We start from the raw sequence: 23492 nt of genomic DNA, 5'->3' as shown, positions 1-23492 counted from the left end.
TGTCGCACGATGGCCGGCATGGCCCGGCTCGCCACCGTGCCCCGCAGCAGCCACGGCTGCTGCGGACCGGCCATCTCTGAACCTCTCCTGGCGCCCTGTCCGCACATGAGTGGCGGCAGCCATGCTTGCCGGGTCTCAGGGCCCCTCAGCGAACTGTCTCGCGCCGTTTTACCCCGACCACCGTCCCGACCACTAATGCGTTTCGATTTCGTGACAGTGGTCGGGGCCTTGTGGTCGGGGGTCTGGTCGAGCCCCGCTGGTTTCATCATGAGCAACCAAGAGGGCCTGACAGACCCGCCACGGACCACGCAAGGAGCACATATGAGGAGTGTTGTACGCGGGCCCACGTCGAATTTCCCGGCCCAGCCACACAGGGAAGGGAATCGCGTGATCCGCCCCGCACTGAATACTCCCGCCACGAGCCTGGCCCCCAGCCTCGTTGAACCCCTGCGTAACCAAGTGCTGGCAGCCCTTGCCCAGCACCGCATCGCCACCACCGGCCAGCTGTGCCAGATGCTCCGGCCCGGTGGTGCACGGCAGTTGCTGTCCCGTGTTCTGAACCGGCTGCGGTCCGAGGGATTCGTCGACTGCCTGGGGCTGCCGCACGCGAACCGCTCACGCATCAAAGCCTGGTACCTCACGCAGGAAGGTTCGCGCCTGACCCGGGACCTGCCAATGCTGCGAGGACGGCCGCCCTACTCCCTCGCCTCGCCTGCGGCTGCGTCGTTGAAGATTCCTCATACGCTCGCCGTCTTGCGTGCCCATCTGGCCTTTGCCGCAGACGCCCGCCTGCGAGGCCACGAGCACGGCCCCTGGGACTGGACCCCCGAGGTCACTCACAACCTCGGCGAAGGCGAGCGCCTCATCGCGGACGCCCTCATGCACTACACCCTCACCCGCCCGGACGGCGGCCGCACCAAGCTGCGAGCTTTCATCGAGGTAGACCGCTCCACGATGAGCAGCGAACGCATGGCCAGCAAACTGATCGAGTACGCCCGCTTCAGGCTGTACCAGCCAGCCCTCATCGGCCGCCGCAAACCCGTCCCCTCACTGGACGGCCCTGTTTGGATGCGCTGGTATCCCGTCTTCCCTCGCGTCCTTTTCATCCTCACCAACGCCAGCCGCCGCATGCTGGCCAACCGGACAGCCGATCTGCGGTCCATGGCCGAGGTCCACCCCGCCGTCGCCGAACTCGCCCGCCACGTCCCCCTCGGAGCCGCCGTCCTGGAAGACCTCGAAGAACACGGCCCCACCGCCGCCGTATGGACGCCGCTCACCGGAGACGCCGCACAACGTCCCTGGAGCGATCTCTGACCGCCACAACCGGGACCCACCGAAAGGACCTGTCATGAGGAGGTTCAGATGCGTAGCCTGCGGCATACCCAACACCGGCCGGGACTCGTGCAAGATCTGTGACACCGCCAGCCCGACAGCCACCCCGGGGGGCCTGGCGGCAACCGCCCTGGCAGACGCCGGGGCCGCCCGCGCACTACAGGTCGAGGAAGCCGAGCGCGGCAACCACGAGCTCGCCAGCCACCTCAGCAGGGTGAGCGACGACCACCTAGATGATGCCCTTGCTCTACGGCGCGTCGGCGCCACCTGATAAGCCGATGAGGTACACGTCGTGGGCACCGTCAGGTGCCGCCAGCTGCTCCGCTCCCTGGGGACGAGAACGTCAGGCCGGTCTGAGAACGGGAACAGGGCCTGCTGCGTGAGGAGTTCCGGTTTGATCTCCTCCACACAGATGCCACTCTCGGGCACCGGGTCGCCGATGAAGGACAATCACACCAAGCTCGACCAGCCTGGCTGAGGCTCAGGACCCTTTCGGGAGTGCGCCCGATCGGAGTGCGACGCGTCCGCCTGCACACGCCGGCCCCCTGACTCCTGAGGTTCGTGCACGAGGCGCCAGTCCGTTCTCCAGAGACCCCAGGCGATGTCGCCAACAGCAGAGCCGCTTCGGGCGGCATATGGCTGCACACGTCAGTAGAAACTGATCTCCATTGCTCGTCAGGCTGTAACTGGCATTCCACCCATGGCACGCAAGGGCCCCGCCACACTGCCTGCGCGAGCTGCTGGCCTCGTGGAGATGAGGCGTCCCCGGCAAGACGGCAAGTTGTGGGATTCGCCAGCCGTCACTACAACGGGCCTGTTGTGCGCTGTTGCTCACGGGGGAGCCGCAACCGCCCGTAGAGTCAGATCCGTTGACGGGAGGGGCGCATCGGATGATTCATGACTTGACTGAACTCGGCCGCGTCGGGCGTGTGCTGAACGAGGTGCTGAAGCTGCTTGCTGGCGAGCAGAAGCGTCTGGAGCAGCAGCACGGGCCACGGTATGGAGACAGCAGCGCGGGCAGCCCCGGGCAGACACTGCACGGAATCGGTGAGCTCACCAGCGGCGTGCACGACGCGCTCAAGCATGTCGCTCTGGCCACTGGATACATCTCGCTGGGCTTGGACGCACGGGCCGACCACGCGGTGGGGCTGGCGCGCATGAAGCCAGTCGGTGTCCCCTCCGGCGTCGACCGCATGGCACGTCCGCTCAGTGACGCCACCGTGGGGGCGCTGGAGATGATCCGCGATCTCAGTGAGTTCTTCGACGGAGACTTCGGGCTCGCGATCGACGTGGCTCTCGCCGCACCCCAGGCCACGTACCCGCCTGAGGACTGGGCGGCATACCAACAACAGCAACGCGACCGTCCGGAATGATCCAGCAGGGGTGCTCGGAAAGTCGCAAAACCTCGCAATGAGCCCGCTGGGTCTGCCCCAACGGGGGGCGCCGCTGTGCTCTGCTGATGCCCTACCGGCTGGCGCCCTTGGGCCACACGACCCGCACGGGGACACCGGTCCGTTTGGCGTAGGCGACGACGTCCGCTGTGCCACCGTGCCCCCACGCCGGCTTCTCGTCCCACACCGCGATCAGTTCGTCGGCGAGCCCGACGAGGATTTCCGAGCCGGTCATATGTGCCTCGGAGTCCGAGGCGGTCATGCCGGTCTCGTGCACGTCGGCGGCGCGGGACATCAGCGCGTCATACGTGGCGTGGTGCCACTCAGGCAGGCTCGCCCGGTATTCGGCAGCCGGGACGATGACCTCCAGCTGTCCGCCGGCGGACAAGGCAGCTTCGGCGAACCATGCATCGGGGCCGTCTGCGATGCAGGAGAGTGCCACCAACTCCCCCGCGTCGTACTCGCTGACCTCGTCGGCCAGGAGCGATTGCACCCGCTGCTCAATATCCTTACTCAGTCCGCGGTGACCGGTGATTCCTACCCTCATGGCTGAACTCCTACAGATAGACGCCGTGGAGCCGCTCGTCGAACTCACGCACCATCTTGGGTGGTGAGCTGGTCGTCAGCGACCGGCGTACGGCGCGCGCCCTTTCCACGATCCGGCCGGAACGGTAGCGAAGCCCTGTTCTCACTGCCTGCGAAGCGAGTGCGAACGCAGCGTCAACGCGTCCGGCAGCGAGGTGACCGGCCGCGATGTCGAGCACCAGGAGCGCGCGTTGCTTCTCGTGCCCGGTGGAGAGAGCTTCGATGTCCTCGGACAGCACCCAGTCGGCGAGGCCGAGCCGGGCACCGCAGGCCACCTTCGCGGCGGAGACCTTGGTCGGAGTGAAGGTGAATACCCACGGCCACGGGGGCGCCTCCTCGGGCACGCTCTCGGCACCCGCACGAGCCATCGTTAGGGCCATGTCGGCAGAGCGACGATCACCAGCCACGGCGTGCGCGAGGGCTTCGACGCTGAAGAGCCACGCATCGGCGACGGCCGGGAGGGAGTCCCCCAAGGACCGGCGCGCGCGTCGCGTCAGGTTGAGGGCCTCCACGCTGTTTCCAGCGTGGGCCTCGAACTGGGCGAGGCTCCCGGCCTGATAGGCGCCCAGCAGCGGGTTTCCTGCCGAGCGTGCTGCCTTGACTGCTGCCCCGTACCAGGAACGGGCCGACCCGTTGTCTCCCTTGTCCCACGCCAGCCACCCGGCGAAGCTCGCTGCCTCGCTGCCAACGGCGGCCAAGCGTCCCCGGTCCCCGTCACCGGTCGCGGCTCGTGTGATGCTCTGGATCAGACGCATATGGGATTGCACGGCCTCCGACAGGTCCCGGCTGGGCGTGGTGCCATCGAGTCTGCGGTAGGCCGTGGTGGACAGACGCAGAGCGGCGGCCTGGCCGCCGCTCGCGTCAGCCGTCTCAGGAAGTACGGCCAGAGTGGGAGCCACCGCAGCGGCCACCGCTCCGCCAATGAAGCGTCGTCGGTTCACGTCCTCACCGTCGTTCCGTGGCTCCGACGGCCGGCTGTCTGCGAGCCCGACCGATGCCGGTGGGATCTCCAGGTGCGCCGCTGCCGCCGCGAGGGTGTCTGTGCTGTAGGCGCCTTGGCCCTTCTTCTCCAGGCGGGAGACCGCGGACTGGCTCAGGCCGAGAGCTTGACCCAAGGCAGTCTGAGTCATCCGTCGTTCGATACGAACAAGTTCGATGACTCGCCCGTAGTCCCCGGACCGGGAAGCCTCCCGTACCGGGCCCGTCTGGAAATCCATGGCGTACCCCCACGCTAAGAGCCCCTGTGGCTCCGCGCGGCTACCCGTACCCGCTCGGCGGGTATCCGTATGCGCGTGCCGCATGCGCCATGGTTCCACAACGCAGAGCGATCGTTGACTGGTCGTCAGGCCAACTCGGCTCACCTGCAGGCCGGTCGGCTCTCGCGTGGCTCGTCGCCTGCCTCGGTGGGAGATGAGCCTTCGCGCCACTGCTCCCCTGACCAAGGTGTGATCATGACCATGGCAGCAGCCAGACAGACAGAGCACCCGGGCTACAACCTCACGCTGACCAACGCCCCGGAGACCGCCGCCGAGGCCCGGCGTCTGGTCCGCACCGCCTACGAAGCGTGGGGTGTCGAGGAATACTCCGATACAGCACAGGTGGTGATCTCTGAACTGGTCACCAACGCTGTGCGTCACGCATGCGGCCCCTGCATTCGCGTCATCGTCCAGCACCCGCTCCCGGGACACCTGGTGCTCGCTGTGGTCGACAAGTCCCGGGACCTCCCCTCCATGCACCCCCCGCACGCCGACGACCTGCGCGGCCGAGGCCTGCTGCTGGTGGACGCGCTCACCGAGGACTGGGGCAGCACCCGTCTCCCCTGGGGTAAACGCGTCTGGGCCCATATCGAAGTCAAGATCGGGGCGAACCAGTGAGCGCAGTTCCGAGCCAGCTACGAGGGGGTTTGCGTCACGCGTGGTCTATGGCCGGCAGGAGACCCGCTCCGGGCCAGAGGGCGCGACCGGCCTGTGTCGCTTTCAGAGGTCGTTTTCTCCCGGTGTTTCATCCCGTGATGTGGTTTTGATCCGGTGATGTCGGGTCACGCCAGGAGATGATGCCCTCACCGGTGAGTCGGCGGGCCATGAGGTCGGTCATGGCGAGGTGGATCATGGCTTCGGAACGGTGCGGGAGGGTCTCGTAGTCACGGGCCAGGCGGCGGTGCAGCATGAGCCAGCCGTAGGTCCGCTCGACCGTCCACCGCTTGGGGATCGGGGTGAATCCCCTGGTCCCGGGGGTGCGTTGGATGATTTCGAGGTCTATGCCGAGGGTGGCGGCGTGGTCGATGAAGTGTTTGCGGTAGCCCCCGTCGACCCAGACCTTGCGCAGGCCGGGGTGGACGGCAGCGGCCTGGCTGAGGAGCTGGGTGCCGGCCGTGGAGTCCTGGACGCCGGCCGCGGTGACCAGCACCGCCAGCAGCAGGCCAAGCGTGTCGGTGATGATGCTGCGCTTGCGCCCCACGATCTTCTTGCCCGCATCGATGCCCTGCGTCCTGACGGGCACGGAGGTGGAGGTCTTCACGCTCTGCGCGTCGATCACGCAGGCCGACGGGTGCTTGTCGCGGCCTTCCTGCTGGCGCACCAACTCCCGCAGCAGCCCGTTGAACTGGGCGAAGATGCCGTCGGTCTGCCATTTCGCGAAGTAGCCGTAGATCGTCTGATGCGGCGGGAAGTCGTGCGGGAGATAGGCCCACTGACAGCCGGTGCGGTCTACATACAAGATCGCGTTCATGATCTCGCGCAGGTCATGCCGCGGCGGCCGTCCGAAGTCCAGGGCCCGGCCGCGGCGTTCAAAGCGCCAGGCGGACAGCACCGGCTCGATCAACTCCCAACGGGCATCGGACAGATCACTGGGATAGGGACGACGGCTGGTCATGACCTGGACGTACCGCCGATCGAGGGCGTGCGCCCAGGCGTGCGTCCGGCCTCGTGGAAGCACGGAACAGAAGCGGGCGTCCTGGAATGAGACAGGCGGAAGCAGGCTCTCGCCCCAGCCACCACACCGTCCGCCTCGCCAGCCACGGCCCTCACTGCAGACTCACCAGCACCAGATCATCGGTGGACGCAAAACTAGAGATAACACCGCACTACAGATGAAAACGACCTCTCAGAGGTCGTTTTAACCTATGAAGCCTATTTGATCCCAACATGTACCTGTGACGGGGCGCGACTTGAGGGGCAGCAAGGGTGAAGGTGCTCCATGGGCCGCCTGTGAGGCCCGACTTGCCGGTCTCATCCTGCAAAGCCTGTCTCATCCCAAGACGTGCGCTGATGCCCTCTCCGTCTAGCGGAGGCGTGCCGGAAATCGACACGCGTGAGACCCAGGACGAGTTAAGAGATACATGAGGCGGCGCAAACCAGCTGAAAACGACCTCTTAGCCCCACTTGGACGTGCGGCGCCCCGACCTGCGGCGGAGTCGGGGCCGCCGCGCTGCGTGGCTTCCTACCTCAACGAGCAGCGACTTCAGCCCTCGTATGACATCGCCGTCCTTCCAATCCGACTCGGCGGCCAAGCGCAGGTTCGGGGCCCGGCGGAGTAACTGGCCATAGGGCACGGACAGTTCGAGACGGTTCAGCCAGCGGGGCGCCCGGATAGTAGCGGAGGCCCGCGCCGACGCCGTCTGCATCGCCAATTCGTTCTGGGACTCCGTGAACCGCCGCGACTCTCTGGCCGGATCCGGCTTCACCGCCGCCTTCACCACGCCCGTCGCCAGAAGGGCATAGGCTCACCGCCCCGCAGATCGACATCGCTCGCGCCGCTGCCGTCGTCGTCCAGCCGTCCCGCTCGCGGCGGGCATCCCAGGCGCTCGCAAGCGCCGCATCGGTGTAAGCGGACCTCGCCGCTGACGAACGATGAGGCCCCCGCCAGCATCTGCCCCCGCGGGGCCTCATCGACCATCACGTGTCACATTGCTGTCACAGCCCCTATGAGCGGGGTCCTGGCTGTAACTGTATGACCAGGTGGAAGACCTCTCGGGCCGCCTCACGGCTCAACGCTTCCTGGCTCACTTCACAGATCGCGGCATCCCGCCGCGGTTGCCGGGAGCGCTCGCCGACGGCGAGCGCGGCCCCCGTCATGGAGAACACCGCAGCGACATGGGTACCCCGGCGCTTGCCCCCACCATCCCCTGCAAGGCGACGACGGGCCTGCAGAGCAGGGGGCGTACAGGCATGATCGATGCGTACATGGTCGATCTGGACATGCCGATTCCCCTTCTGGTCCGATGACGTGTCGCGTTGTCGGTACCGGGCCGCGTCAGGCGGTCAGAAACGTGAGGACGCCACAACCATCGGCAGGCCCCTATTGGGACACGCCCCGCCGGCCCGGCCCGACAACGCACCATCCCCGGCCAGCAGTCGACACTGTGACACCAAGACACCACGGTCAAACAACACCTGAGTCAGACCCCAGACCCGGGACAGCACCCGCTCATCCTCCCGCCCCTCACGACACCCGCACCCCGCGTGCTCCAACTCGACCGTCAGCCGTGGCTATGTGACGACTGGCGTCCGGTATTGGCAGGAAACACGCACAGAAGGAACGGCGGCCACGGCCTTCTCGGTGGGCCTGACCAACAGCGCGTACGTGTACAACACAGACAGCCAGAGCGCTGTACGCGGCGTTTCATGCGGCCTTGGACAGGGTGGACCGGTCCGTGGTGGGCACTTGCCGGGCGGGTGTCACGGGGCTGGTCACGGCTCCTCGTCCCTCGTGGCGCGGCCACAGGAGGACGGAGGCGGTCGCTCCCGCTCCGGTGAGGACTGCGAGGACGGACCAGGCGACGGTGAAGCCGGCGCTGGTGCCGAGCCATCCCGCGATGGGATAGGTGATCAGCCAGGCCAGGTGCGACAGGGAGAACTGGGCCGCGAATGCCTCGGGGATCGCGTTCCGCGCGACGGAGGCGCGCAGGACCTTGCCGGTCGGCGTGATGATCAGTGCCATGCCGATGCCGATCACGGTCCAGATGATCGCCGTGCCGGCCCAGGTGCTCAGGCCGGCCGCGATGAGGGTGACTGCGGCCGCCATACCGCCGACGAGGACCCCGGCGCCAGTCATCATGACGGTGCGGGCAGCGATCCGGTCGAGAACGCGGGGCAGTACGAGGGCGGCCACCAGGGTTCCGGTGCCGGAGGCGGCGAGCATCCAGGCCACGTCCGACTGCGAGCCAACGAGCTCGTCACGCACGTAGTTGACGGTGCTGACGACGACGATCGAACCGGCCGCCGCGACCACGAGGTTGAGCGCCATGATGCCGCGCAGCCGCGGTGTGGTGAGGAAGGTCCTGATACCTGAAGCCGCCTTGTCCCATGCCTTGGTGTGGGCGCTGGGGCGGGCGTTCGGGACGCGCGCCGACAGAACGAGCAGAGCGGAGACGAGGAACCCTGCGGAGGTGCCGAGGAACAGCCGGTCGAAGCTCATGAAGGTCAGGGCGACGGCTGCGAGGACGGGGCTGAGCAGGCTCTCCATGGTGGAGGCGACCTGGGAGGCGGATAGAGCCCGGGTGTAGTCGGACTCGTCGGTGACGATGTCGGGGATGACGGCCTGGAACGTCGGGGTGAACGCCGCGGAGGCGGCCTGGAGCAGGCCGATCAAGACGTAGATGTGCCAGACCTCGCTGACGAGCGGCAGGGCCAGGACCACGAGGCCGCGGATCACGTCGAGGAGGACGAGGAAGGTTCTTCGCGGGAGCCGGTCGATGTACGCAGCGGTCAGCGGGGCGATGACCACGTACATGACCATCTTGATGGTCAGGGCGGTGCCGAGGACGATGCCGGCGCTCGGTCCTGCGAGGTCGTAGGCGAGCAGCCCGAGGGCCACGGTAGTCAGGCCCGTACCGAACGGGGCGATGACCTGGGCGCTGAAGAGCAGGCGGTAGTCGCGGAGGGCGAAGAGTCGCATGACGGATTCCTTCGGTGTTCATGTGGCGGGGCACGACCCCGGGGTGGTGGCCGTGCCCCGCGCTGACAGCAGGCGGGGATGTCTTGGCTACGCATCGGCGTCGCCCCCCGGTGTGAGGCCGGCGAGGAGGTTGAAGGCGCCGGTGAGGATGTTGAGGGAGACAACGCCGACCACGTCGGCGATCGCACGGTCGCTATAGCCGTGCGCGCGCAGGGCGGTGACCTGTTCGTCGGTGATCGACGTCGGCTCGCGATAGACCTGGAGGGCGAGGGTGATGATCGCCGCAGTGGCGGGATCAGTCGAGGTGCCCAGGTGGGCTCGCTCGATCTCTTCCTCGTCAATCCCCAGGGCGCGGGCGGCACCGACGTGCGCTTCGAGGCACAGCCCGCAGCCCTGCTGGGCCTGGACGGCGATCGAGATCCGTTCACTGATCTTGCGGTCGAGCTTGGCTCGTCCCATGGCCCGGCTGAGCTGGAGGTAGCCGCCCAGTACGGCCGGCGAGTGCGCCATCGTCGAGACCATGTCGCCGATCTGGCCGTGGCGGGAGACCAGCTCGTCGAGCAGGTCGCGTGAGGCGCCGACCGCCGTGTCGGGCGTGAGGCGGGTCAGGCGGGGCATGACGCTCCTTCCCAAGTGGTCGGTCAGTGGTGTGCGTGGTGGCCGTGGTGGTGGCTCTTGTGCTCGGGTGCTGCGTCCGCGTGCGGGGCGGTCGCGTGAGGGGCGGCCTCGGCGGTCCGCATCGTGAACTCGGCCGTCCGGACGACGTCGTTGTGCTGGAAGTCCAGGTACAGGCGGTAGGTGCCGGCCGTGGGCGCGACCGCCATGAAGGAGATCCCGGGCCCCGGTGCGGTGATGCCGTCTCCGGGCTCGCCCTCCGGGTGGACGTGGAGGTAACCCAGGTCGCCGACCCGCAGCGCCACCAGGTGCCCGTACGCGGCCAGGTAGGGCTGAAGATCGGTGACGGGGCGGCCGTTCCGGCTGACGGTGAGCATCAGTTCGCTCGCTTCCCCCGGCAGGAGTTCACCGTCGAGCGCGACCGTGTACTCACCGATCTGCGCGATCCCGGTGGCCACGGGGAGCGGCAGCGGGTCGTACGACCCGGCGACCGCGACGTCGATCCCCAGCGTCAAGGTCCCGTCGTGGCCGGCCGGGTGGATGTCGGCGAAGAACCTCCAGTCCCCCGGTTCCAGGGCCAGTTCGACACTCCAGGTGCCCTTCTCGTCCCTCACCGGGTGCACGTGCTGGAACCCGGCCGTGTCACGCCGGACAGCGATGAAGTGCAGTTCCTTCTCGTGCTCGGTCACGAACTCGGTCACCGCCCATCCGTCGGCGCCGATCACCCGGAAACTGACCGGCTGCACACCGGCGGCGAGGATCGTCGATTCGAGCTCGAGGGTGTACCCGTTCTCGGAGACCGCAAGGCCGCCGGGCTGAGCTCCACCGTGAGCACTGTGGTCGTCGTGACCGTTGTGATCGGTCTGGCCGTGGCCCGCGTGGTTCGTCATGACATCTCCCAGGGTGTGAGGCGCCTTCCGGCGCCGTTCCGCTCCGTCCAACGATCAGAACCATATACCCCCCGGGGGTATATGGCGAGCCTTGATGGTGGAAATCTCGCGAGGGGCTGCCAAAGGTGGATCCACCAGACGGGGCCGCCCACCAACCTGGTGACGCCGGCGTGTCGGCACGGCCGCCCGGACGGTGGCTACCGCGGCCGGGCAGCGTAAACGGTCAATACATCTACCGATGCACGGCAGCGAAGATGGGAACGCCGAGCTGAAGGAAGTCGGGAGCGCCATCGCCCGCCTCGCTCGCTCGTGACGCCATATCGGCGGGGACACGGCCGACCATGCCAGGGCCCCGGGAGAAGCTGCCCGAGTAGTGCTGCCTCTTGTGCCAGCGGAACGCCGTCCATGGCCGAGCCTGCCGCAGCAGCCCGAGCGGCAAGGACGACCCCGCCACCGGCGAGGGATTCACGCAGGGCAGCAACGCAACACATAGGGGGTTGCGGTGAGGTCGTCATGGACGACGCCCTGCGGACCCGGACTGCGGACGGAGTCGCCGCAGACCCCCCAAAGACGCCCTGGCCGCCGACAACGTCCTCGCCATCGCCCAGCGCACCCCGAGCTACGCCGCACTCCCCCGCGTCAACTTCACCGGCCCCGCCTATAGCCGCAGTCGGGGTGGCCGGCGCCCACCCACCGAGGCCGGACCGCCGTGAGACTGCCGAGTCCTGCCGCTTGAGTACGTGACCCAGGACGACCGTCGCCCCGACTCGGCTGTGTATTCGACAGCGGAATGGGGCCGCTCGATGTCCGGTGAGACATCGAGCGGCCCTGTGAACGGTGTCGCGTGCGGCCGACTGGCAGCCCACCGGCTACACGCCGATCTGCTCACCCGTCGGCTGCGGTGCGTCGGCCTGCTGCGCGGTGGCCGCGGCCTTGTCGCCGCGCATCACGAGGAGGGTGATGAGGCCACCGGCGGCGGCGATGGCGGCGGCGCCCAAGAAGGCAGCGCTGAAGCCGTCGGTGAGCGCCGGCAGGTTGCCCAGTTGTCCCGCGCCCTGCGAGGCGGCGAGGGCGGTCAGGGCTGCCAGGCCGAGGGCCGAGCCGACCTGGTAGGTGGTGTTGACGATCCCGGAGGCCAGACCCGCCTGCTCCTGGGGGGCGCCGGACATGGCAGCCATCATCGCCGGGATGTACGCCAGCGACATGCCGAGGGCTGCGACCAGTGAAGCGGGCAGGACGTCGACCACGAACGAGCCGGTCGGCTCGACGGCCGACAGCCACAGCAGACCGGCCGCGAGAACAAGCAGGCCCACGTGCCGGATCACGCGCTGGAACGTGTCGCCGACCTCGAATACGGACGGCCCGACTGGCCCCAGCAACTGCACGCCGCGCCCTGGCTGCAGATCCCCGACGGCGTACTGGAGCCGGGCCGGATGAACTCCCGGGCCTGGCGGCAGGCGGTCTTCGGTGCGGTCAACCTCCACACCACCGCCACCGCCATGGCGGGTTTCTTCTCCACCCTCACCAGCCAGGACGGCCCGCTGCGCACCCTCCTGGGCCCGCACCTCCACACCGAACTCCTCACGCCGCAGGTGACCGGGTACGACGAGGTCTTCGGCACCCGGCTCACCTGGACGCTCGGCTTCCCCCGCGACCGCGGGAAGATAGCGAAGGGTGGCATCGGGGGCTCGGCAGCCTGGTGGTCACTTCGCCACGAGCACGCCTGCGCCTACTTGACGCGCCGCCTGGACGATCACTCCCGTGCCGCTGAAGTCGCCGCCGCCCTGGGCGACGACCTGAGCGTGGTCGGGGAGGACTGACAGCTTCCACTTCTGCGGCACCACGTCCGCGTGAGTGTGGCAGCTCCCGTGCGCGAAGGTGAGTGACCGCCGCGATGACACCGGGCGGAATGCGCCCCCGGCGGCGGCTCATCCTGCTCGGCGGAGCAGGACCCGGATCAGCAAGCCGCCCATTCGCTTGCACGCTGTTCCGCCTCGGCACCGTCGTGGTCGCGTTGAACTGGATAGAAACGTCCAGCGAGTTGGGGGGCGCCGCCCTGAAGGCGCTTGCCTGCCCCCGCGGCGTGGCCGGGAATGGTCCGGGCGGTGGGAGAAATGCCGCAATGATCGCAGTGTCGTACGTTCCCGACTTCGCGTGGGGCTGACATGCTGCCTGGCGGTAGTCGCGACGCAAGGGCGGTCATCGGGAAGGGGCCCGCATGCAGACATCCGACTGGCAGCCAGTGCTGGCACTGCTCGTGCTGCTCATTGCCGCCGTCTTCCTGCTGCACGCCGTCGGCATTGCCTTGAGGGCGGTTCGAGAGCCCCTCGCCACAGGGCCGTTCAGTGGCGGGCTTGAACCACGTGAGCATCCCCTCTCTCGATTCCACGTGCGCTGGTATCCGGTCACGATGGTCTTCCTCGCCTTCGACATGGAGATGCTGTTCATGTATCCGTGGACGAAGGTCGTCTCGGTGGTCGGCGCGAGCGCTGTCATCGAGATGTTCCTCTTCCTCGGAGTGCTGCTCGCCGGTGTGGGATACGCCTGGCGGGAGGGGGCCTTCCGGTGGAGCTGAGGCGCAGGCTGACCCGAACCGCCATGTCCCTCCCGGGAGTCCTGATCGTGGTGTATCCCGGCGCCACACGGGAAAGACTCGCCGTCGAAGCTGAGTTGTCACGCCGCGCGTGGCCGTGTGTGTCTGGGCCCGAGCAGGCGGATCTGCTGGTCCTCGCGGGCTCTTCCGATACCGCAGGCGACGACTGGGCGAAGGCTGTCTGGGGTGCGATCCCGGCGCCGAAGGCCATGGTGACGGTTCTGAACGCTGAGCATGTCGCCCGCAGCCTCGATCAGGGTCTGGCTGAGCTCACACTCGGGCGAATTCCAGAGCCGACGAGTGCGCCAGGCGGCCATCACGGAGCCAAGGCCCCAGATCTGCATCACTCTCAGCACGGAGAACACCCGGGATATACGCCGCATGGCCCCGGCTCCGACAGCTCCGAATCGGACGAGAGTATCCAGGGCCTTGGAGACGAAGGCCACCGTGATCACAGCGAACACCGTGGACACGGCGAGCGTGACGCAGACAGCCCGCACGAGGGCCGTGGAGCCCATGAACAACACGGCGGTGGTGCCGGCCATGGCGAGCACGAAGAGCACAGTGCGCATGCTGATCACAACGGTGACGGCGGGCATCACGGTCACGCGGGCCACGAGATGGCTGTCGTGGCAGGGCTGCCTACGGCCGATCGAGCGGACGACCGGGACGGACTGAGACTCGACCGGCTGCACGTACCCCTGGGACCCGCGCTGACTGACTGGCCCACTGGGCTGGTCTTGCGTCTCTCACTACAGGGCGATGTGGTCCAGGAGGCCACAGCCGAATCGGTGGCTGCACGCTCCTCTTCTCATCCGCCCTTCTGGAACGATCCGTGGCTACGTGCCGCCGCAGGCGAGCGAGTTACTGAGGGAGACACCGCGCGACGACTGTGCGCGGCGCACCTGGACAGTCTGAGCCGGCTTTTCGCGGTGGCGGGGTGGGACGACATGGCGGCCCGATCGCGCTATGCCCGAGACCGCGCCCTGGCCGGGGCGAGGTCGGGCGAACTCTGTGCGCTCGTACGTCCCTTGATCCGGCGGGCGGAACGTTCGCGGACGCTGCGATGGCTGATGTCCGGCCTCGGGGTACTTCGTGCGGAGCATGCCTCGCACTTCGGAGTGACAGGGCCGGCCTTGGCCGCGGACGGAGACGTACACAGCCGGATGCTCGTGTGGCTCGACGAGGTCGGGCGGAGCGCAGCCGCTTGTGAGGCCGACGACCCGCTTGAGATGACCCAGGTCGTAGGTCCTCGCGGGAGAGTCGACGGTGCGGTGCCACCGTCACGAGGTCTGCTGGACGCCCTCCCCTGTCTGCTGGCGGGTACGGAGTTCGCCTGCGCCCGCATCATCGTCGCGAGCCTCGACCCGGATCTCGATGAGCTGTCGTACGTCGCAACGCCAGGAATGACCCATGGCTGAGCGGACTCCGCTGTGGGCGGCCTTCGTTCTGCCTGCCCTCCTGATCGCCCTGGCGCTGGCGGCGGCCGGATTCGATGCCGTGCTCACTGGCGCGAGGAACGGGCGGCGCTGGTCGCTGCGCTCGGCGGCCACGAGCGCGACGCTGCCCGGACGGGAGGTACTCCGGCAGCTCGTGCAGCAGCCGCGCCGCATCCGGGCAGCCGATGTGCTGCTGATCCGCATCGGGACAGCGCTGCTCCCCGTCGCCGCCGTCATGGCCGCTGTCGTGCTGCCGCTGGGTTTCCGGTCGGTGAGTGATCTGCCGGACGGGATCGTCTGGTTCAACGCGATGGAGGCACTGGCCTGGGCGGCTGTATGGATGGCGGGCTGGGGGCCGAACTCGACGCTGTCACTCATCGGCGGCTACCGGTTCCTGGCTCAAGGGCTCGCGTACGAACTGCCCCACATGCTCGCGATCACGACGGCCGCGCTTGGCGCGGAGTCCCTCAAAGTGGGTGAAGTGGTCGATGACCAGGCCGGGTTGTGGTTCGTGGTGTGGATGCCGGCGGCCTTCGGGATCTACCTCCTGAGCGCCATGGCGATGGCGTTCTGGGGGCCTTTCGACCAGCCCGCGGGCCGGGATGTGGCCGGCGGCGCGGCCGCCGAGCTGTCCGGCCCGGACCGGGTGCTGTTCCTCGGCGGCCGGTGGTTGCTGCTCGTGGTGGCTGCCGCTTTCAGCGTGCCGCTCTTCCTGGGCGGCGGGCACGGGCCCCTGCTGCCGGGCTGGGCGTGGACCGTACTCAAGACGGCGGCCGTACTTGCCTTCCTGGTCTGGGCGCGGCGCCGCGTTCCGACCTTGCGCATGGAGCGCTATCTGGAACTGGCCTGGGTCGTCCTGACCCCGCTGGCCATCCTGCAGGCCCTGGTGGTGGCCGTGGTGGTGCTCAACCGATGACGGAAGCGAGGTGACGTACACCGATGGATACCGCGGCCTTCTGGATGCTGGCGAGCCTGGCGACCGTCGGCGGGGTGATGGTGTTCCGCTTTGACTCCATGGCTCGCGCGACCTTTTCCCTGCTGACCTCGCTGCTCTGCGTGGGCGGGCTCGTCGTGCTGCTCGGGCTCGACTACCTGGGCATCGTGATCGTGCTGATGATGACCATCGAGATGGCCATCATGGCCGTCTTCATGGTGATGTACATGATGAACCCGGCGGGGCTCATGCCGATGACGATGATCCACAACAAGAAGGGTGCGGCGGTCATCTGCGGCCTGCTGTTCGCGCTGCTGGCCACTGGCATCCTGCTGGCCCGGTGGCCCGCCCGGAAGGGCAAGCCGCCGGCCGATCCGACCATGGATCTCGGGATGTCCCTGATGGGGCCGCAGATGCTCACGATGATGACGCTCGGCATGGCGCTCTTCGCGACGATCGTCGCCACCGTGGTGCTCGCCACGCGACGCGGACGCTATGACCGGTTCGGCGACGATCTGCGATCACGGCGCGCGGACGATCCGGTGCGAGGCGGTGTCGGGCGATGAATCTGGAACTGCTTCTGCTGGTGGCCGCGGCGCTGTTCTGCATCGGGCTGTTCGGAGCGCTCACCCAGCAGTCGATCGTGATGCTGATGATGGGGCTCGAACTGATGCTGGGCGGGGTCATCCTCGCCGCTGCCGCCGCCTGGCACTACATCGCTCCGGCCGCACCCGAGGGACAGGTGCTCATCGTTGTCGCGGTCACCGCGATGGCCCTGGAGATGGCGATCGGCTTCGCCGTCGTCACCGCCCTGTTCCGGTCACGGGAGATCGACATGACCGACATGGCGGCGGAGCTCAAGGAGTGAGCGCCCTGCTGTGGGCGCTGATCGCCCTGCCGCTCGGCGGCGGCCTGCTGCTGCTCATGTCGGGACGTGGGGCCGACCGCGCGGCGCCGGGCGTGGCGATCACCGTCGCGGTCACCGCACTGGGTCTCGCCATCGCCGCCGCCTTGCGGCATCCGACCGCTCAGGCTCCGCTCCTCGACGGACTGCCGGTACGGCTCGCGGTGGACGGCCTTTCCGGCGTACTCGCCATCACGATCACCGCGGTCACGCTCGCCGTACTGCTGTTCAGCGCAGCGGAGTTCGGCGAGGGTGAGGCAAGGGCACGCTTCTTCGGCCTGATGCTGCTGTTCGCCGGGAGCATGCTCGTCACGGTGACCGCCGCGAACCTGCCGGTCCTCCTGATGGGCTGGGAAGTCATGGGCGCCACCTCGTGGGCACTGATCGGCTACTGGTGGCGGGATCCGGAACGTACGAGCGCGGCCGACACCGCCTTCCTCACCACCCGCACCGCCGACCTCGGCCTCTACCTGGCGGCGGGCGCGGCACTCGCGAGCGGGCAGGACCCGGCCCTCTCTCTCGGTGAGCTGGCGCGGGCCGAGGAACCGTGGCTGTCCTTCATCACTGCGGGCATCATCGTCGCCGCCCTCGGTAAATCCGCCCAACTACCCTTCAGTTTCTGGTTGTCGAGGGCTATGCAGGGGCCGAGCCCAGTCTCCGCGCTCCTGCATTCGGCGACGATGGTGGTAGCCGGGGCCTATCTGCTGCTGCGGACCGGGCCTCTGCTCGACGCTTCAGGCTGGGGCGACGACGTGGTCGCGTGGGCAGGTGCGGCCACCGCAATCTGCCTGGGTCTGGTCGCCGTGGCGCAGACCGATCTCAAGCAGCTGCTCGCCGCCTCGAGTTGTGCGCAGATCGGCTTCATGGTGCTCGCTGCCGGGGTTGGCGCGACCACCGGAGGAACCCTGCAACTCACCGCCCACGCGGCGGCGAAGAGCCTGCTCTTCCTGTGCGCCGGGGCGTGGCTGACCGCACTCGGCACTCAACAGCTCCCCGAGCTGCTCGGCGCTGCTCGCTACCGATGGACGGTCGGGATTGCCTTCACCGTGGGCGCACTCTCCTTGGCTGGTCTCCCGCCGCTCTCACTGTGGGCCGCCAAGGACGTGCTGCTCACCAGGGCTTTGGAGAGCAGCCCCTGGCTGTACGCGGCCGGGCTGACGGCCGCCCTTCTGTCCGCCGTCTACAGCGCTAAGGCGTTGTGGTTCGCATGGCGTCCTGCGGTGTCGCACCCCGATGCCCGGCAGATCCCCGGTGGCGCCGTTCCCACCTTGGTCCTGCTGGCTCTGGCTTGCATCGCGATGACGCCGCTGGCCTTCCCTCCCCTGCGCGACAGCGTCGCGCGCATTCTCGCGGCGAGTAATCAACCAACCCCATATCCCTGGGAGTTCGCACTCTCCGGCGCGCTGGCTCTCCTGGCGGCCGCGGCCGTCTGGATCTGGGGTATGCGTCGGCTGCCCTTACCCGAGCGGGTGAGGTCGGGGTTCGCAGACTGGCTCGGGCTTGAGCGCTCCGCCCACTTCCTGCTCGTCACCCCTGTGATGCGGCTCGCGCACGCCGCAGCGGCGTTCGACGACAAGGTTCTGGACCGCGCTGTCGACGGGGCTGCGGGGGCCGCCGTGCGGCTCGCCCATTGGACGGACGGCGCTGTGGAGCGGGCGGTCGACGGCGCTGTGGGCGCGGTCGCATCTGGCGCCCGCGCCCTGGGCCGCTGGGCCCGCCGCCCGCAGACCGGTCAGCTGCACCAGTACCTCGCCCAGGCCGTCGCGGCCTTCACCGTCCTCGCCGTCGTGTTCGTCCTCGTGAGGTGACCCTCTTGCTGTCCGCCCTCGTCTTCGTGCCCACGGTCGTCGCACTGCTTCTCTTCGCCCTGCCCCGCAGTACGTCACCGTCGGTGTTCCGCGTCATCTGGGTAATGGCGTCGGCATTTGAACTCGCTCTGATCATCGCCCTGTGGTCCGGATACGAGGCCGACGGCGGGATGCAGTACGAGGTGCGCGCCCGCTGGATCCCCAGTGCCGGCGTCGGCTACCACGTCGGCGTCGACGGGCTCTCGCTGCCGCTGCTCGCCCTCACCTGTCTGCTGTTCTTGGCCTGCGCGGTGTACTCCCTGCGCGAGGGCCGCCGTATCCGGGAATTCGCGGCGCTCTTTCTGTTCCTGGAGACGACCTGCCTTGGTGTGTTCGCCGCGCTCGACCTGATCCTGTTCTTCGTCTTCTTCGATCTGTCGATCGTCGCGATGTACTTCATCATCGCCGGGTGGGGCCACAAACAAGCGGCCCGCGCGGCGCTGAAGTTCTTCCTCTACACGTTCATCGGCTCGCTCGCTCTGCTGCTGGGCTTCATCGGCCTGTACTTGGCCGCGTCCCCGCACACCTTCGACATGGTCGAGCTGACCGAGCAGAACCCGCTCGCCGGGCGCTCCGTGTACGCCGCCCTGGTGCTGCTCGCCATCGTCGTGGGCCTCGCAGTGAAGACGCCGACAGTGCCGTTCCATACCTGGCTGCCGCTCGCCCATGTCGAGGCACCCGCCGCCGGGTCGGCGATCCTGGCCGGAGTGCTGCTGAAAATGGGCACGTACGGGTTCATCCGCATCGCCATGCCGATGCTCCCGGAAGCATGGCGGCGCTACGCCCTCGTCCTGGTCGTCATCGGTGTCGTCTCGGTCATCTACGGCGCACTCGTCGCCCTGGCCCAAACCGACTTCAAGCGGATGATCGCCTACACCTCCGTGAACCACATGGGCTACATCGTGCTCGCCATCGGCGCGGCCGCCGCGACGGCCGATACCTCCGCGCAGGCCCGCTCGCTGGCCGTCACGGGAGCGGTCACGCAAATGGTCAGCCACGGGCTGCTCACCGGCGCACTGTTCCTGCTCGCGGGCATCATGTACGAGCGCGGGCGTACGTACGAGATGAGCGCCTACTCCGGAGTCGCCGCTGTTGCGCCCGTGTTCGCCGCCCTGACCGGTGTCGCCGCCTTCGCCTCACTGGGGCTTCCCGGGTTCTCCGGGTTCATCGCCGAGTTTCAGATCTTCACCGGCAGCCTGGGGCCACAGCCGCTGGCCACGACGCTCTCGGTGCTCGGCATCCTGCTCACGGCCGGGCTGTTCCTGCGCGCGCTGCGGCAGGTGCTCATGGGGCCACCGCGGCTGCCCGACGCCCCCGGTACGCCGCGGACGTTCCCGGACGTCCGCGCACATGAGGTCGTTGCCGTCGTGCCGCTGCTGGTGCTCGCCGTGGTACTCGGGGTGGCGCCGCGTTTCCTGCTCGACGTCATCGAACCGGCCTCCCGCGCCGTCCTGGAGCTGCTCGCCCGATGACCGAGATGAACGAGAACCCCCTCAACCTCCTCCCCGAGGTACTCCTTGCCGCATCCGCCGTACTCGGACTGCTGCTCGGCTCCTGGCTGCCGCGCACCCGGCAGTGGCTCGTGGGACAACTGGCCGTCGCGTCGTGCGTGGCCGGGATCGTCGCCGCCTCCATCGCAGCCGCGGACCCGGCCGCCACCGCCTTCGGGGAAGCCTTCGCCACCGACCCGGTCACCAGCACGTCCCGGATCGTGGTGCTCGGCGGCACACTGCTCGTCCTCGGCATCTCCTTCCGCGCCCTCCAAGCGGATGCCAGGGAGAGCGAGTTCTACGTACTCGTCCAGCTCGCCGCGCTCGGGGCACTGATGATGGCCGGGGCCCAGGACCTGCTGCTGCTCGCCGCCGCCTACCTGCTCGCGAGCATTCCCGCGTACACGCTCGCCGGGTTCCGCAAGGACGGGCCAGGGACCGAAGCCGCCCTGAAGTACTACGTGGTCGGCGCCCTGCTCGGCGTATTCATGCTGACAGGCATCACCATCCTTTACGCGGCCGGGCGCAGCACCAGCTACCCCATGCTCGGGGACGCGCTGCGTGACGCGCCCGAGACGCTTGTCGCCACGGGAGCGATCGGGCTGCTGGCCGGAGTGCTGTTCAAGGCGGGCGGCGTGCCTGCCCACTTCTGGGTCCCCGATGCCGTGCAGGGCAGCAGTCCCCCGGTCGCCGCGCTGCTCACCACGCTGCCGAAGATCGGGGCACTCGCCGCTCTCTTCCGACTCGGCGACGTGGTCTTCGCGGGCAGTTCACTGCCGTGGCCCGCACTGGTCGCGGTTCTGGCCGCCGCGTCCATGACACTCGGCAATCTCGGCGCGTTCTTCCAGCAGGACGTCAAGCGTCTGCTCGCGTACTCGACGATCAGCCAGGTCGGGTACCTGCTCATGCCGGTCGCGGTCGCGGGCCTCTCGGATCTCTCCCAGCAGGCACTGCTGTACTACCTCGCGGCGTACACCGTCACCAACCTCGGCGCGTTCGCGGTCGTCTGCGCGCTGCCCCACGCCCGGACGCTGGAGGACTACCGAGGGCTCGCCAAGGAGCGTCCGCTGTTGGCCGCGAGCCTGGTCGTCTGTCTGCTGGGGCTCGTAGGGACGCCACCTACCGCGATCTTCATCGGCAAGCTGGAGGTGTTCAGCGCGGCGGTCGACGGCGGGTATGCCTGGCTGGCAGTGCTGGCCGCCGCCAATACCGTGGCGTCCCTCTTCTACTACCTGCGCTGGATCGCGCCCGCGGTCTCCCGGAGCGGATCCTCGTCGCCTGCCGAAGGCGACCGTACGGCGCGCGTCGTCGCCTACGCCGTCACAGCCGTCTCCCTCGGACTCGGAATCGCCGGCGGACCTGTCCTGGACGCTCTCGCTGCACCGATTACCCGCTGACAGCACGCCCTTCGGCGCCGTCAGCCCGACACTCAACACTCCCGCCCAGACCGATCCATCGTGAGGCGTCTACCACTGGGACCGCACGGCCAGTTCCTCCACCCTGAGCCTTGGATACCACCGTGGCGGCCAGCCACATCGCTCTCACCCCCGGGCGCAATGGACCCTCGCCTTTCCGAGGCTGTTCTGGTCGGCCCTCGTGGGCGGATTCGCGGTCGCCTTCCTGATCACCACCCCGGTCAACAAGTGGATGGTCGGCCGCGGCAAGGGCCACGCCGTCGCCCACGCCTCCCACTGGCCATCAGTCGGACCGGCACGAACGCGCCTGGGGCGCCCCGAGACCATGGGGTGCCGCAGGCGCGTTTGCGGCCGCCCATCGTGGCTCGCCAAGGGTCGGAGGCTGGAGGAGGCGTGGCTGCCGACGCCGCCGGCTTCCGGCAGTGAAGGGAGGCAACCGACGATGGACCCGTCGGCTGCAACAGCGCGCCGAGGGCAGCGACCACAGCGACGGTGATCGCGGCGGTGCAGGCGTTGTCGAAGCGCCGGTTCCCGCCACTGCACGCGGACCACCACCCTCCGGGCTCGCCTCGGCGATGGTCGAGATCACGGCGACGCCGAGCGCTGCGCCAAGCTGGTGCGACGTACTGGCCAGACCGGTGGCCAGCCCCGCGTTCATACGATCGAGCCAACACCGATCGACGAACGCACGAGGGCATCAGTGGATGTGCGGGCCTGTCCACCGGTGTTTACCACGCGGGACGAGGACCGTTGCCACGACCGCGGCGACGGCGGCGGTTATGGCACACAGGATGAAGGCGTCCGTGAAGCCGTCGATCGCACCGTCCTCGATGCTGGTCGCGGCGACGGTGGAGACCACAGCCACACCAATCGAACCGCCCGCTTCGTGGAACGTGTTGATGACGGCTGAGGCGAGCCCTGCATCCTGGTCGTCGACGAGGACGAGCGCCGTGGTGGTGGCGGTGACGAACACAGCGCCGATTCCAACTGCTGTGATCACGAAGCCGGGGAGCAGCGTGGTGTACGGGCTTCCGGTCGCGGACAGGCGAGTGAGCAGGGCGGCTCCGACCGCCGCGACCGCCAGGCCCGTCACCGCAATCGGGCGGCTGCCGATCCGTCCGGTGAGCCGACTGGCAACGTGGGCGCCAAGCCCGGTTGCCACGGCTGTGGGCAGGAACATCAGGCCGGTCTTCAGTGCGCTGAAGCCCCGCGCGTGTTGCAGGTAGACAGAGCCGAGGAAGAAGAAGGCGATCAGCAGGGCGGTGCCCACCAGCATGAGGAAAGCACCGGCGAGAACGGGTCGGCGGGTGAACATCCGCAGGTCCATGAGCGGAGCCCGACTGGCGCGTTCGACCATTGCGAACACCCCGTACAGCACTGCCGCAGCGGCCAGCGGCAGCAGCGTGGTGGCCCCGCCCCAGCCCGAGTCGCCCGCCTTGACCAGCCCGTAGATGAGTAACGCGGTAGCCGCGGTGGCAAGTAGCGCGCCGGGCAGGTCGAGCCGGGCCTGACGGGGTGGCCGAGCAGGGATCACGGCAGGGAGCAGGGCCAGCGCCGCGATACCCACAGGGACGTTGATGTAGAAGACCCACTCCCAGCCTGGTCCAGCGGTGAGCGCACCGCCGATGAGTACGCCCACCGCCGAGCCGGTGCCCCCGATCGCGGCCCAGATACCGAGGGCCTTGTTACGTTCGGCGCCGTTGAAGCTGGTGGTGACGATCGCCAATGCTGACGGCGACAGCAGGGCGGCCCCCATGCCCTGGGCGATCCGGCCGCCGATCAGCGTTTCCGCGTTGTCGGCCAGGCCGGTGGCGAGGGAGGCGAGAGTGAAGACGGCGAGACCGGCCAGCAGGGTGCGCCGGGCGCCGAGGGTGTCGGCGAGGCGGCCGCCCAGCAGCATCAGCCCTCCGAAGCACAGGGTGTAGGCGGTGACGACCCAGGTCAGCGTCTCCCGGCCGAGGCGGAGGTCGACGGCCATGTCGGGCAGAGCGACGTTCACCACGGTGACGTCGAGAACCAGCATGAACTGAGCGAGGCACAGCAGAGCCAGAGCGATCCAGCGGCGCTGATCGACTGCGGACGGGCGGGGGTCGGCCCCGGATTCCGGGTCCAGCGCCTGCTGGGTCATGGTTGCTCTCCCGTCTCAACCGTGTGTGCGGTGC

At 68.4% G+C, this 23492-nt stretch carries 22 protein-coding genes and 2 pseudogenes; 15 read left to right on the top strand and 9 right to left on the bottom strand.

The features are described from left to right. Positions 1 to 459: 459 nt before the first annotated feature. The 3 genes from E5671_RS45005 (at position 460) to E5671_RS44995 (ending at position 2705) form a co-directional block, all read left to right on the top strand. On the top strand, positions 460 to 1314 hold the full coding sequence (locus E5671_RS45005; RefSeq protein ID WP_443032531.1) for a replication-relaxation family protein: 855 nt from the start codon (positions 460 to 462) through the stop codon (positions 1312 to 1314). A gap of 34 nt (positions 1315 to 1348) precedes the next feature. After that, complete coding sequence (locus E5671_RS45000; protein WP_160509933.1) at positions 1349 to 1603, top strand: hypothetical protein; 255 nt, start codon at positions 1349 to 1351, stop codon at positions 1601 to 1603. A gap of 631 nt (positions 1604 to 2234) precedes the next feature. Next, entirely contained in the window at positions 2235 to 2705 is a 471-nt protein-coding gene (locus E5671_RS44995; protein WP_237329962.1) for a hypothetical protein, read from the top strand. 91 nt (positions 2706 to 2796) lie between these two features. Here E5671_RS44995 and E5671_RS44990 read toward each other — a convergent pair whose 3' ends face one another. Both E5671_RS44990 and E5671_RS44985 read right to left on the bottom strand, forming a co-directional pair. Beyond that, on the bottom strand, positions 2797 to 3270 hold the full coding sequence (locus tag E5671_RS44990; RefSeq protein ID WP_160501807.1) for a hypothetical protein: 474 nt from the start codon (positions 3268 to 3270) through the stop codon (positions 2797 to 2799). 10 nt (positions 3271 to 3280) lie between these two features. Continuing rightward, a complete protein-coding gene (locus tag E5671_RS44985) occupies positions 3281 to 4525 on the bottom strand; it encodes a helix-turn-helix domain-containing protein (protein WP_160501808.1) in 1245 nt (414 codons plus the stop codon). Between the two features lie 234 nt (positions 4526 to 4759). Between E5671_RS44985 and E5671_RS44980 the strand changes: the two genes are divergently transcribed. After that, on the top strand, positions 4760 to 5182 hold the full coding sequence (locus E5671_RS44980) for an ATP-binding protein (protein WP_160501809.1): 423 nt from the start codon (positions 4760 to 4762) through the stop codon (positions 5180 to 5182). A gap of 127 nt (positions 5183 to 5309) precedes the next feature. On the opposite strand, the gene E5671_RS44975 is transcribed toward E5671_RS44980, so the two are convergent. Further along, positions 5310 to 6179: an IS5 family transposase gene (locus E5671_RS44975; RefSeq protein ID WP_160501810.1), complete on the bottom strand. Its 870-nt coding sequence runs from the start codon at positions 6177 to 6179 to the stop codon at positions 5310 to 5312. 1085 nt (positions 6180 to 7264) lie between these two features. Here E5671_RS44975 and E5671_RS44970 point away from each other — a divergent pair. After that, positions 7265 to 7531 (top strand): hypothetical protein, encoded by a 267-nt coding sequence (locus E5671_RS44970; protein ID WP_160509932.1) that lies wholly within the window; start codon positions 7265 to 7267, stop codon positions 7529 to 7531. Between the two features lie 397 nt (positions 7532 to 7928). Here E5671_RS44970 and E5671_RS44965 read toward each other — a convergent pair whose 3' ends face one another. The 4 genes and pseudogenes from E5671_RS44965 to E5671_RS44950 form a co-directional block, all read right to left on the bottom strand. Then, entirely contained in the window at positions 7929 to 9203 is a 1275-nt protein-coding gene (locus tag E5671_RS44965; protein ID WP_160509931.1) for an MFS transporter, read from the bottom strand. An 87-nt stretch (positions 9204 to 9290) separates the two neighbouring features. Further along, entirely contained in the window at positions 9291 to 9821 is a 531-nt protein-coding gene (locus E5671_RS44960; protein WP_160509930.1) for a carboxymuconolactone decarboxylase family protein, read from the bottom strand. A gap of 23 nt (positions 9822 to 9844) precedes the next feature. After that, a complete protein-coding gene (locus E5671_RS44955) occupies positions 9845 to 10708 on the bottom strand; it encodes a hypothetical protein (RefSeq protein WP_160509929.1) in 864 nt (287 codons plus the stop codon). 869 nt (positions 10709 to 11577) lie between these two features. Then, positions 11578 to 12018 (bottom strand): annotated as a pseudogene (locus E5671_RS44950) (MFS transporter); the annotation flags it as partial. Between the two features lie 3 nt (positions 12019 to 12021). Between E5671_RS44950 and E5671_RS44945 the strand changes: the two are divergent. After that, the gene (locus tag E5671_RS44945) at positions 12022 to 12528 is read left to right on the top strand and encodes a serine hydrolase (protein WP_336606029.1); all 507 of its coding nucleotides are present in this window, start codon (positions 12022 to 12024) and stop codon (positions 12526 to 12528) included. 398 nt (positions 12529 to 12926) lie between these two features. Continuing rightward, positions 12927 to 13283, top strand: coding sequence for an NADH-quinone oxidoreductase subunit A (locus E5671_RS44940; protein WP_160509928.1), 357 nt, complete (start codon positions 12927 to 12929; stop codon positions 13281 to 13283). Positions 13284 to 13381: 98 nt separating this feature from the next. Here E5671_RS44940 and E5671_RS47585 read toward each other — a convergent pair whose 3' ends face one another. Then, positions 13382 to 13873, bottom strand: coding sequence for a hypothetical protein (locus E5671_RS47585; protein ID WP_336606028.1), 492 nt, complete (start codon positions 13871 to 13873; stop codon positions 13382 to 13384). A 378-nt stretch (positions 13874 to 14251) separates the two neighbouring features. On the opposite strand from E5671_RS47585, the gene E5671_RS47580 reads away from it, so the two are divergent. The 8 genes and pseudogenes from E5671_RS47580 to E5671_RS47575 all read left to right on the top strand — a co-directional run. Next, complete coding sequence (locus E5671_RS47580) at positions 14252 to 14722, top strand: hypothetical protein (protein ID WP_336606027.1); 471 nt, start codon at positions 14252 to 14254, stop codon at positions 14720 to 14722. After that, entirely contained in the window at positions 14715 to 15656 is a 942-nt protein-coding gene (locus tag E5671_RS44930; RefSeq protein WP_160509926.1) for an NADH-quinone oxidoreductase subunit H, read from the top strand. Before E5671_RS47580 ends, E5671_RS44930 begins: the two co-directional genes overlap by 8 nt. 23 nt (positions 15657 to 15679) lie before the next feature. Further along, positions 15680 to 16240, top strand: a complete 561-nt coding sequence (locus E5671_RS44925; protein WP_160509925.1) for an NADH-quinone oxidoreductase subunit J — start codon at positions 15680 to 15682, stop codon at positions 16238 to 16240. Then, positions 16237 to 16542 (top strand): NADH-quinone oxidoreductase subunit NuoK, encoded by a 306-nt coding sequence (locus tag E5671_RS44920; protein ID WP_160509924.1) that lies wholly within the window; start codon positions 16237 to 16239, stop codon positions 16540 to 16542. The genes E5671_RS44925 and E5671_RS44920 overlap by 4 nt, the downstream gene beginning before the upstream one ends. Further along, the gene (locus E5671_RS44915) at positions 16539 to 18386 is read left to right on the top strand and encodes a proton-conducting transporter transmembrane domain-containing protein (RefSeq protein ID WP_160509923.1); all 1848 of its coding nucleotides are present in this window, start codon (positions 16539 to 16541) and stop codon (positions 18384 to 18386) included. The genes E5671_RS44920 and E5671_RS44915 overlap by 4 nt, the downstream gene beginning before the upstream one ends. A 5-nt stretch (positions 18387 to 18391) precedes the next feature. Further along, entirely contained in the window at positions 18392 to 19897 is a 1506-nt protein-coding gene (locus E5671_RS44910) for a complex I subunit 4 family protein (RefSeq protein ID WP_202121505.1), read from the top strand. Then, positions 19894 to 21312 (top strand): NADH-quinone oxidoreductase subunit N, encoded by a 1419-nt coding sequence (locus E5671_RS44905; protein WP_160509921.1) that lies wholly within the window; start codon positions 19894 to 19896, stop codon positions 21310 to 21312. The genes E5671_RS44910 and E5671_RS44905 overlap by 4 nt, the downstream gene beginning before the upstream one ends. 150 nt (positions 21313 to 21462) lie before the next feature. Beyond that, positions 21463 to 21607: pseudogene (locus E5671_RS47575) on the top strand (DUF4396 domain-containing protein); the annotation flags it as partial. 420 nt (positions 21608 to 22027) lie between these two features. On the opposite strand, the gene E5671_RS44900 reads toward E5671_RS47575, so the two are convergent. Next, positions 22028 to 23458 (bottom strand): MFS transporter, encoded by a 1431-nt coding sequence (locus tag E5671_RS44900; RefSeq protein WP_160509920.1) that lies wholly within the window; start codon positions 23456 to 23458, stop codon positions 22028 to 22030. Positions 23459 to 23492 lie beyond the last annotated feature (34 nt).

Source organism: Streptomyces sp. BA2, from assembly GCF_009769735.1.
In the GTDB taxonomy this organism is placed as follows: domain Bacteria; phylum Actinomycetota; class Actinomycetes; order Streptomycetales; family Streptomycetaceae; genus Streptomyces.
Note: the sequence above shows the minus strand (reverse complement) of the source record. Positions and strands in the feature narration are given on the sequence as shown.

Bases quoted from the DNA above. Each gene is read 5' to 3' on its own strand.
- E5671_RS47580 (WP_336606027.1), top strand. From the start codon at position 14,252: ATGGCGGCCCGATCGCGCTATGCCCGAGACCGCGCCCTGGCCGGGGCG.
- E5671_RS45000 (WP_160509933.1), top strand. From the start codon at position 1,349: ATGAGGAGGTTCAGATGCGTAGCCTGCGGCATACCCAACACCGGCCGG.
- E5671_RS44965 (WP_160509931.1), bottom strand. From the start codon at position 9,203: ATGCGACTCTTCGCCCTCCGCGACTACCGCCTGCTCTTCAGCGCCCAG.
- E5671_RS44900 (WP_160509920.1), bottom strand. From the start codon at position 23,458: ATGACCCAGCAGGCGCTGGACCCGGAATCCGGGGCCGACCCCCGCCCG.
- E5671_RS47585 (WP_336606028.1), bottom strand. From the start codon at position 13,873: ATGCGCACTGTGCTCTTCGTGCTCGCCATGGCCGGCACCACCGCCGTG.
- E5671_RS44975 (WP_160501810.1), bottom strand. From the start codon at position 6,179: ATGACCAGCCGTCGTCCCTATCCCAGTGATCTGTCCGATGCCCGTTGG.
- E5671_RS44980 (WP_160501809.1), top strand. From the start codon at position 4,760: ATGACCATGGCAGCAGCCAGACAGACAGAGCACCCGGGCTACAACCTC.
- E5671_RS44990 (WP_160501807.1), bottom strand. From the start codon at position 3,270: ATGAGGGTAGGAATCACCGGTCACCGCGGACTGAGTAAGGATATTGAG.
- E5671_RS44955 (WP_160509929.1), bottom strand. From the start codon at position 10,708: ATGACGAACCACGCGGGCCACGGCCAGACCGATCACAACGGTCACGAC.
- E5671_RS44925 (WP_160509925.1), top strand. From the start codon at position 15,680: ATGGATACCGCGGCCTTCTGGATGCTGGCGAGCCTGGCGACCGTCGGC.
- E5671_RS44940 (WP_160509928.1), top strand. From the start codon at position 12,927: ATGCAGACATCCGACTGGCAGCCAGTGCTGGCACTGCTCGTGCTGCTC.
- E5671_RS44985 (WP_160501808.1), bottom strand. From the start codon at position 4,525: ATGGATTTCCAGACGGGCCCGGTACGGGAGGCTTCCCGGTCCGGGGAC.
- E5671_RS44920 (WP_160509924.1), top strand. From the start codon at position 16,237: ATGAATCTGGAACTGCTTCTGCTGGTGGCCGCGGCGCTGTTCTGCATC.
- E5671_RS44960 (WP_160509930.1), bottom strand. From the start codon at position 9,821: ATGCCCCGCCTGACCCGCCTCACGCCCGACACGGCGGTCGGCGCCTCA.
- E5671_RS44905 (WP_160509921.1), top strand. From the start codon at position 19,894: ATGACCGAGATGAACGAGAACCCCCTCAACCTCCTCCCCGAGGTACTC.
- E5671_RS44930 (WP_160509926.1), top strand. From the start codon at position 14,715: ATGGCTGAGCGGACTCCGCTGTGGGCGGCCTTCGTTCTGCCTGCCCTC.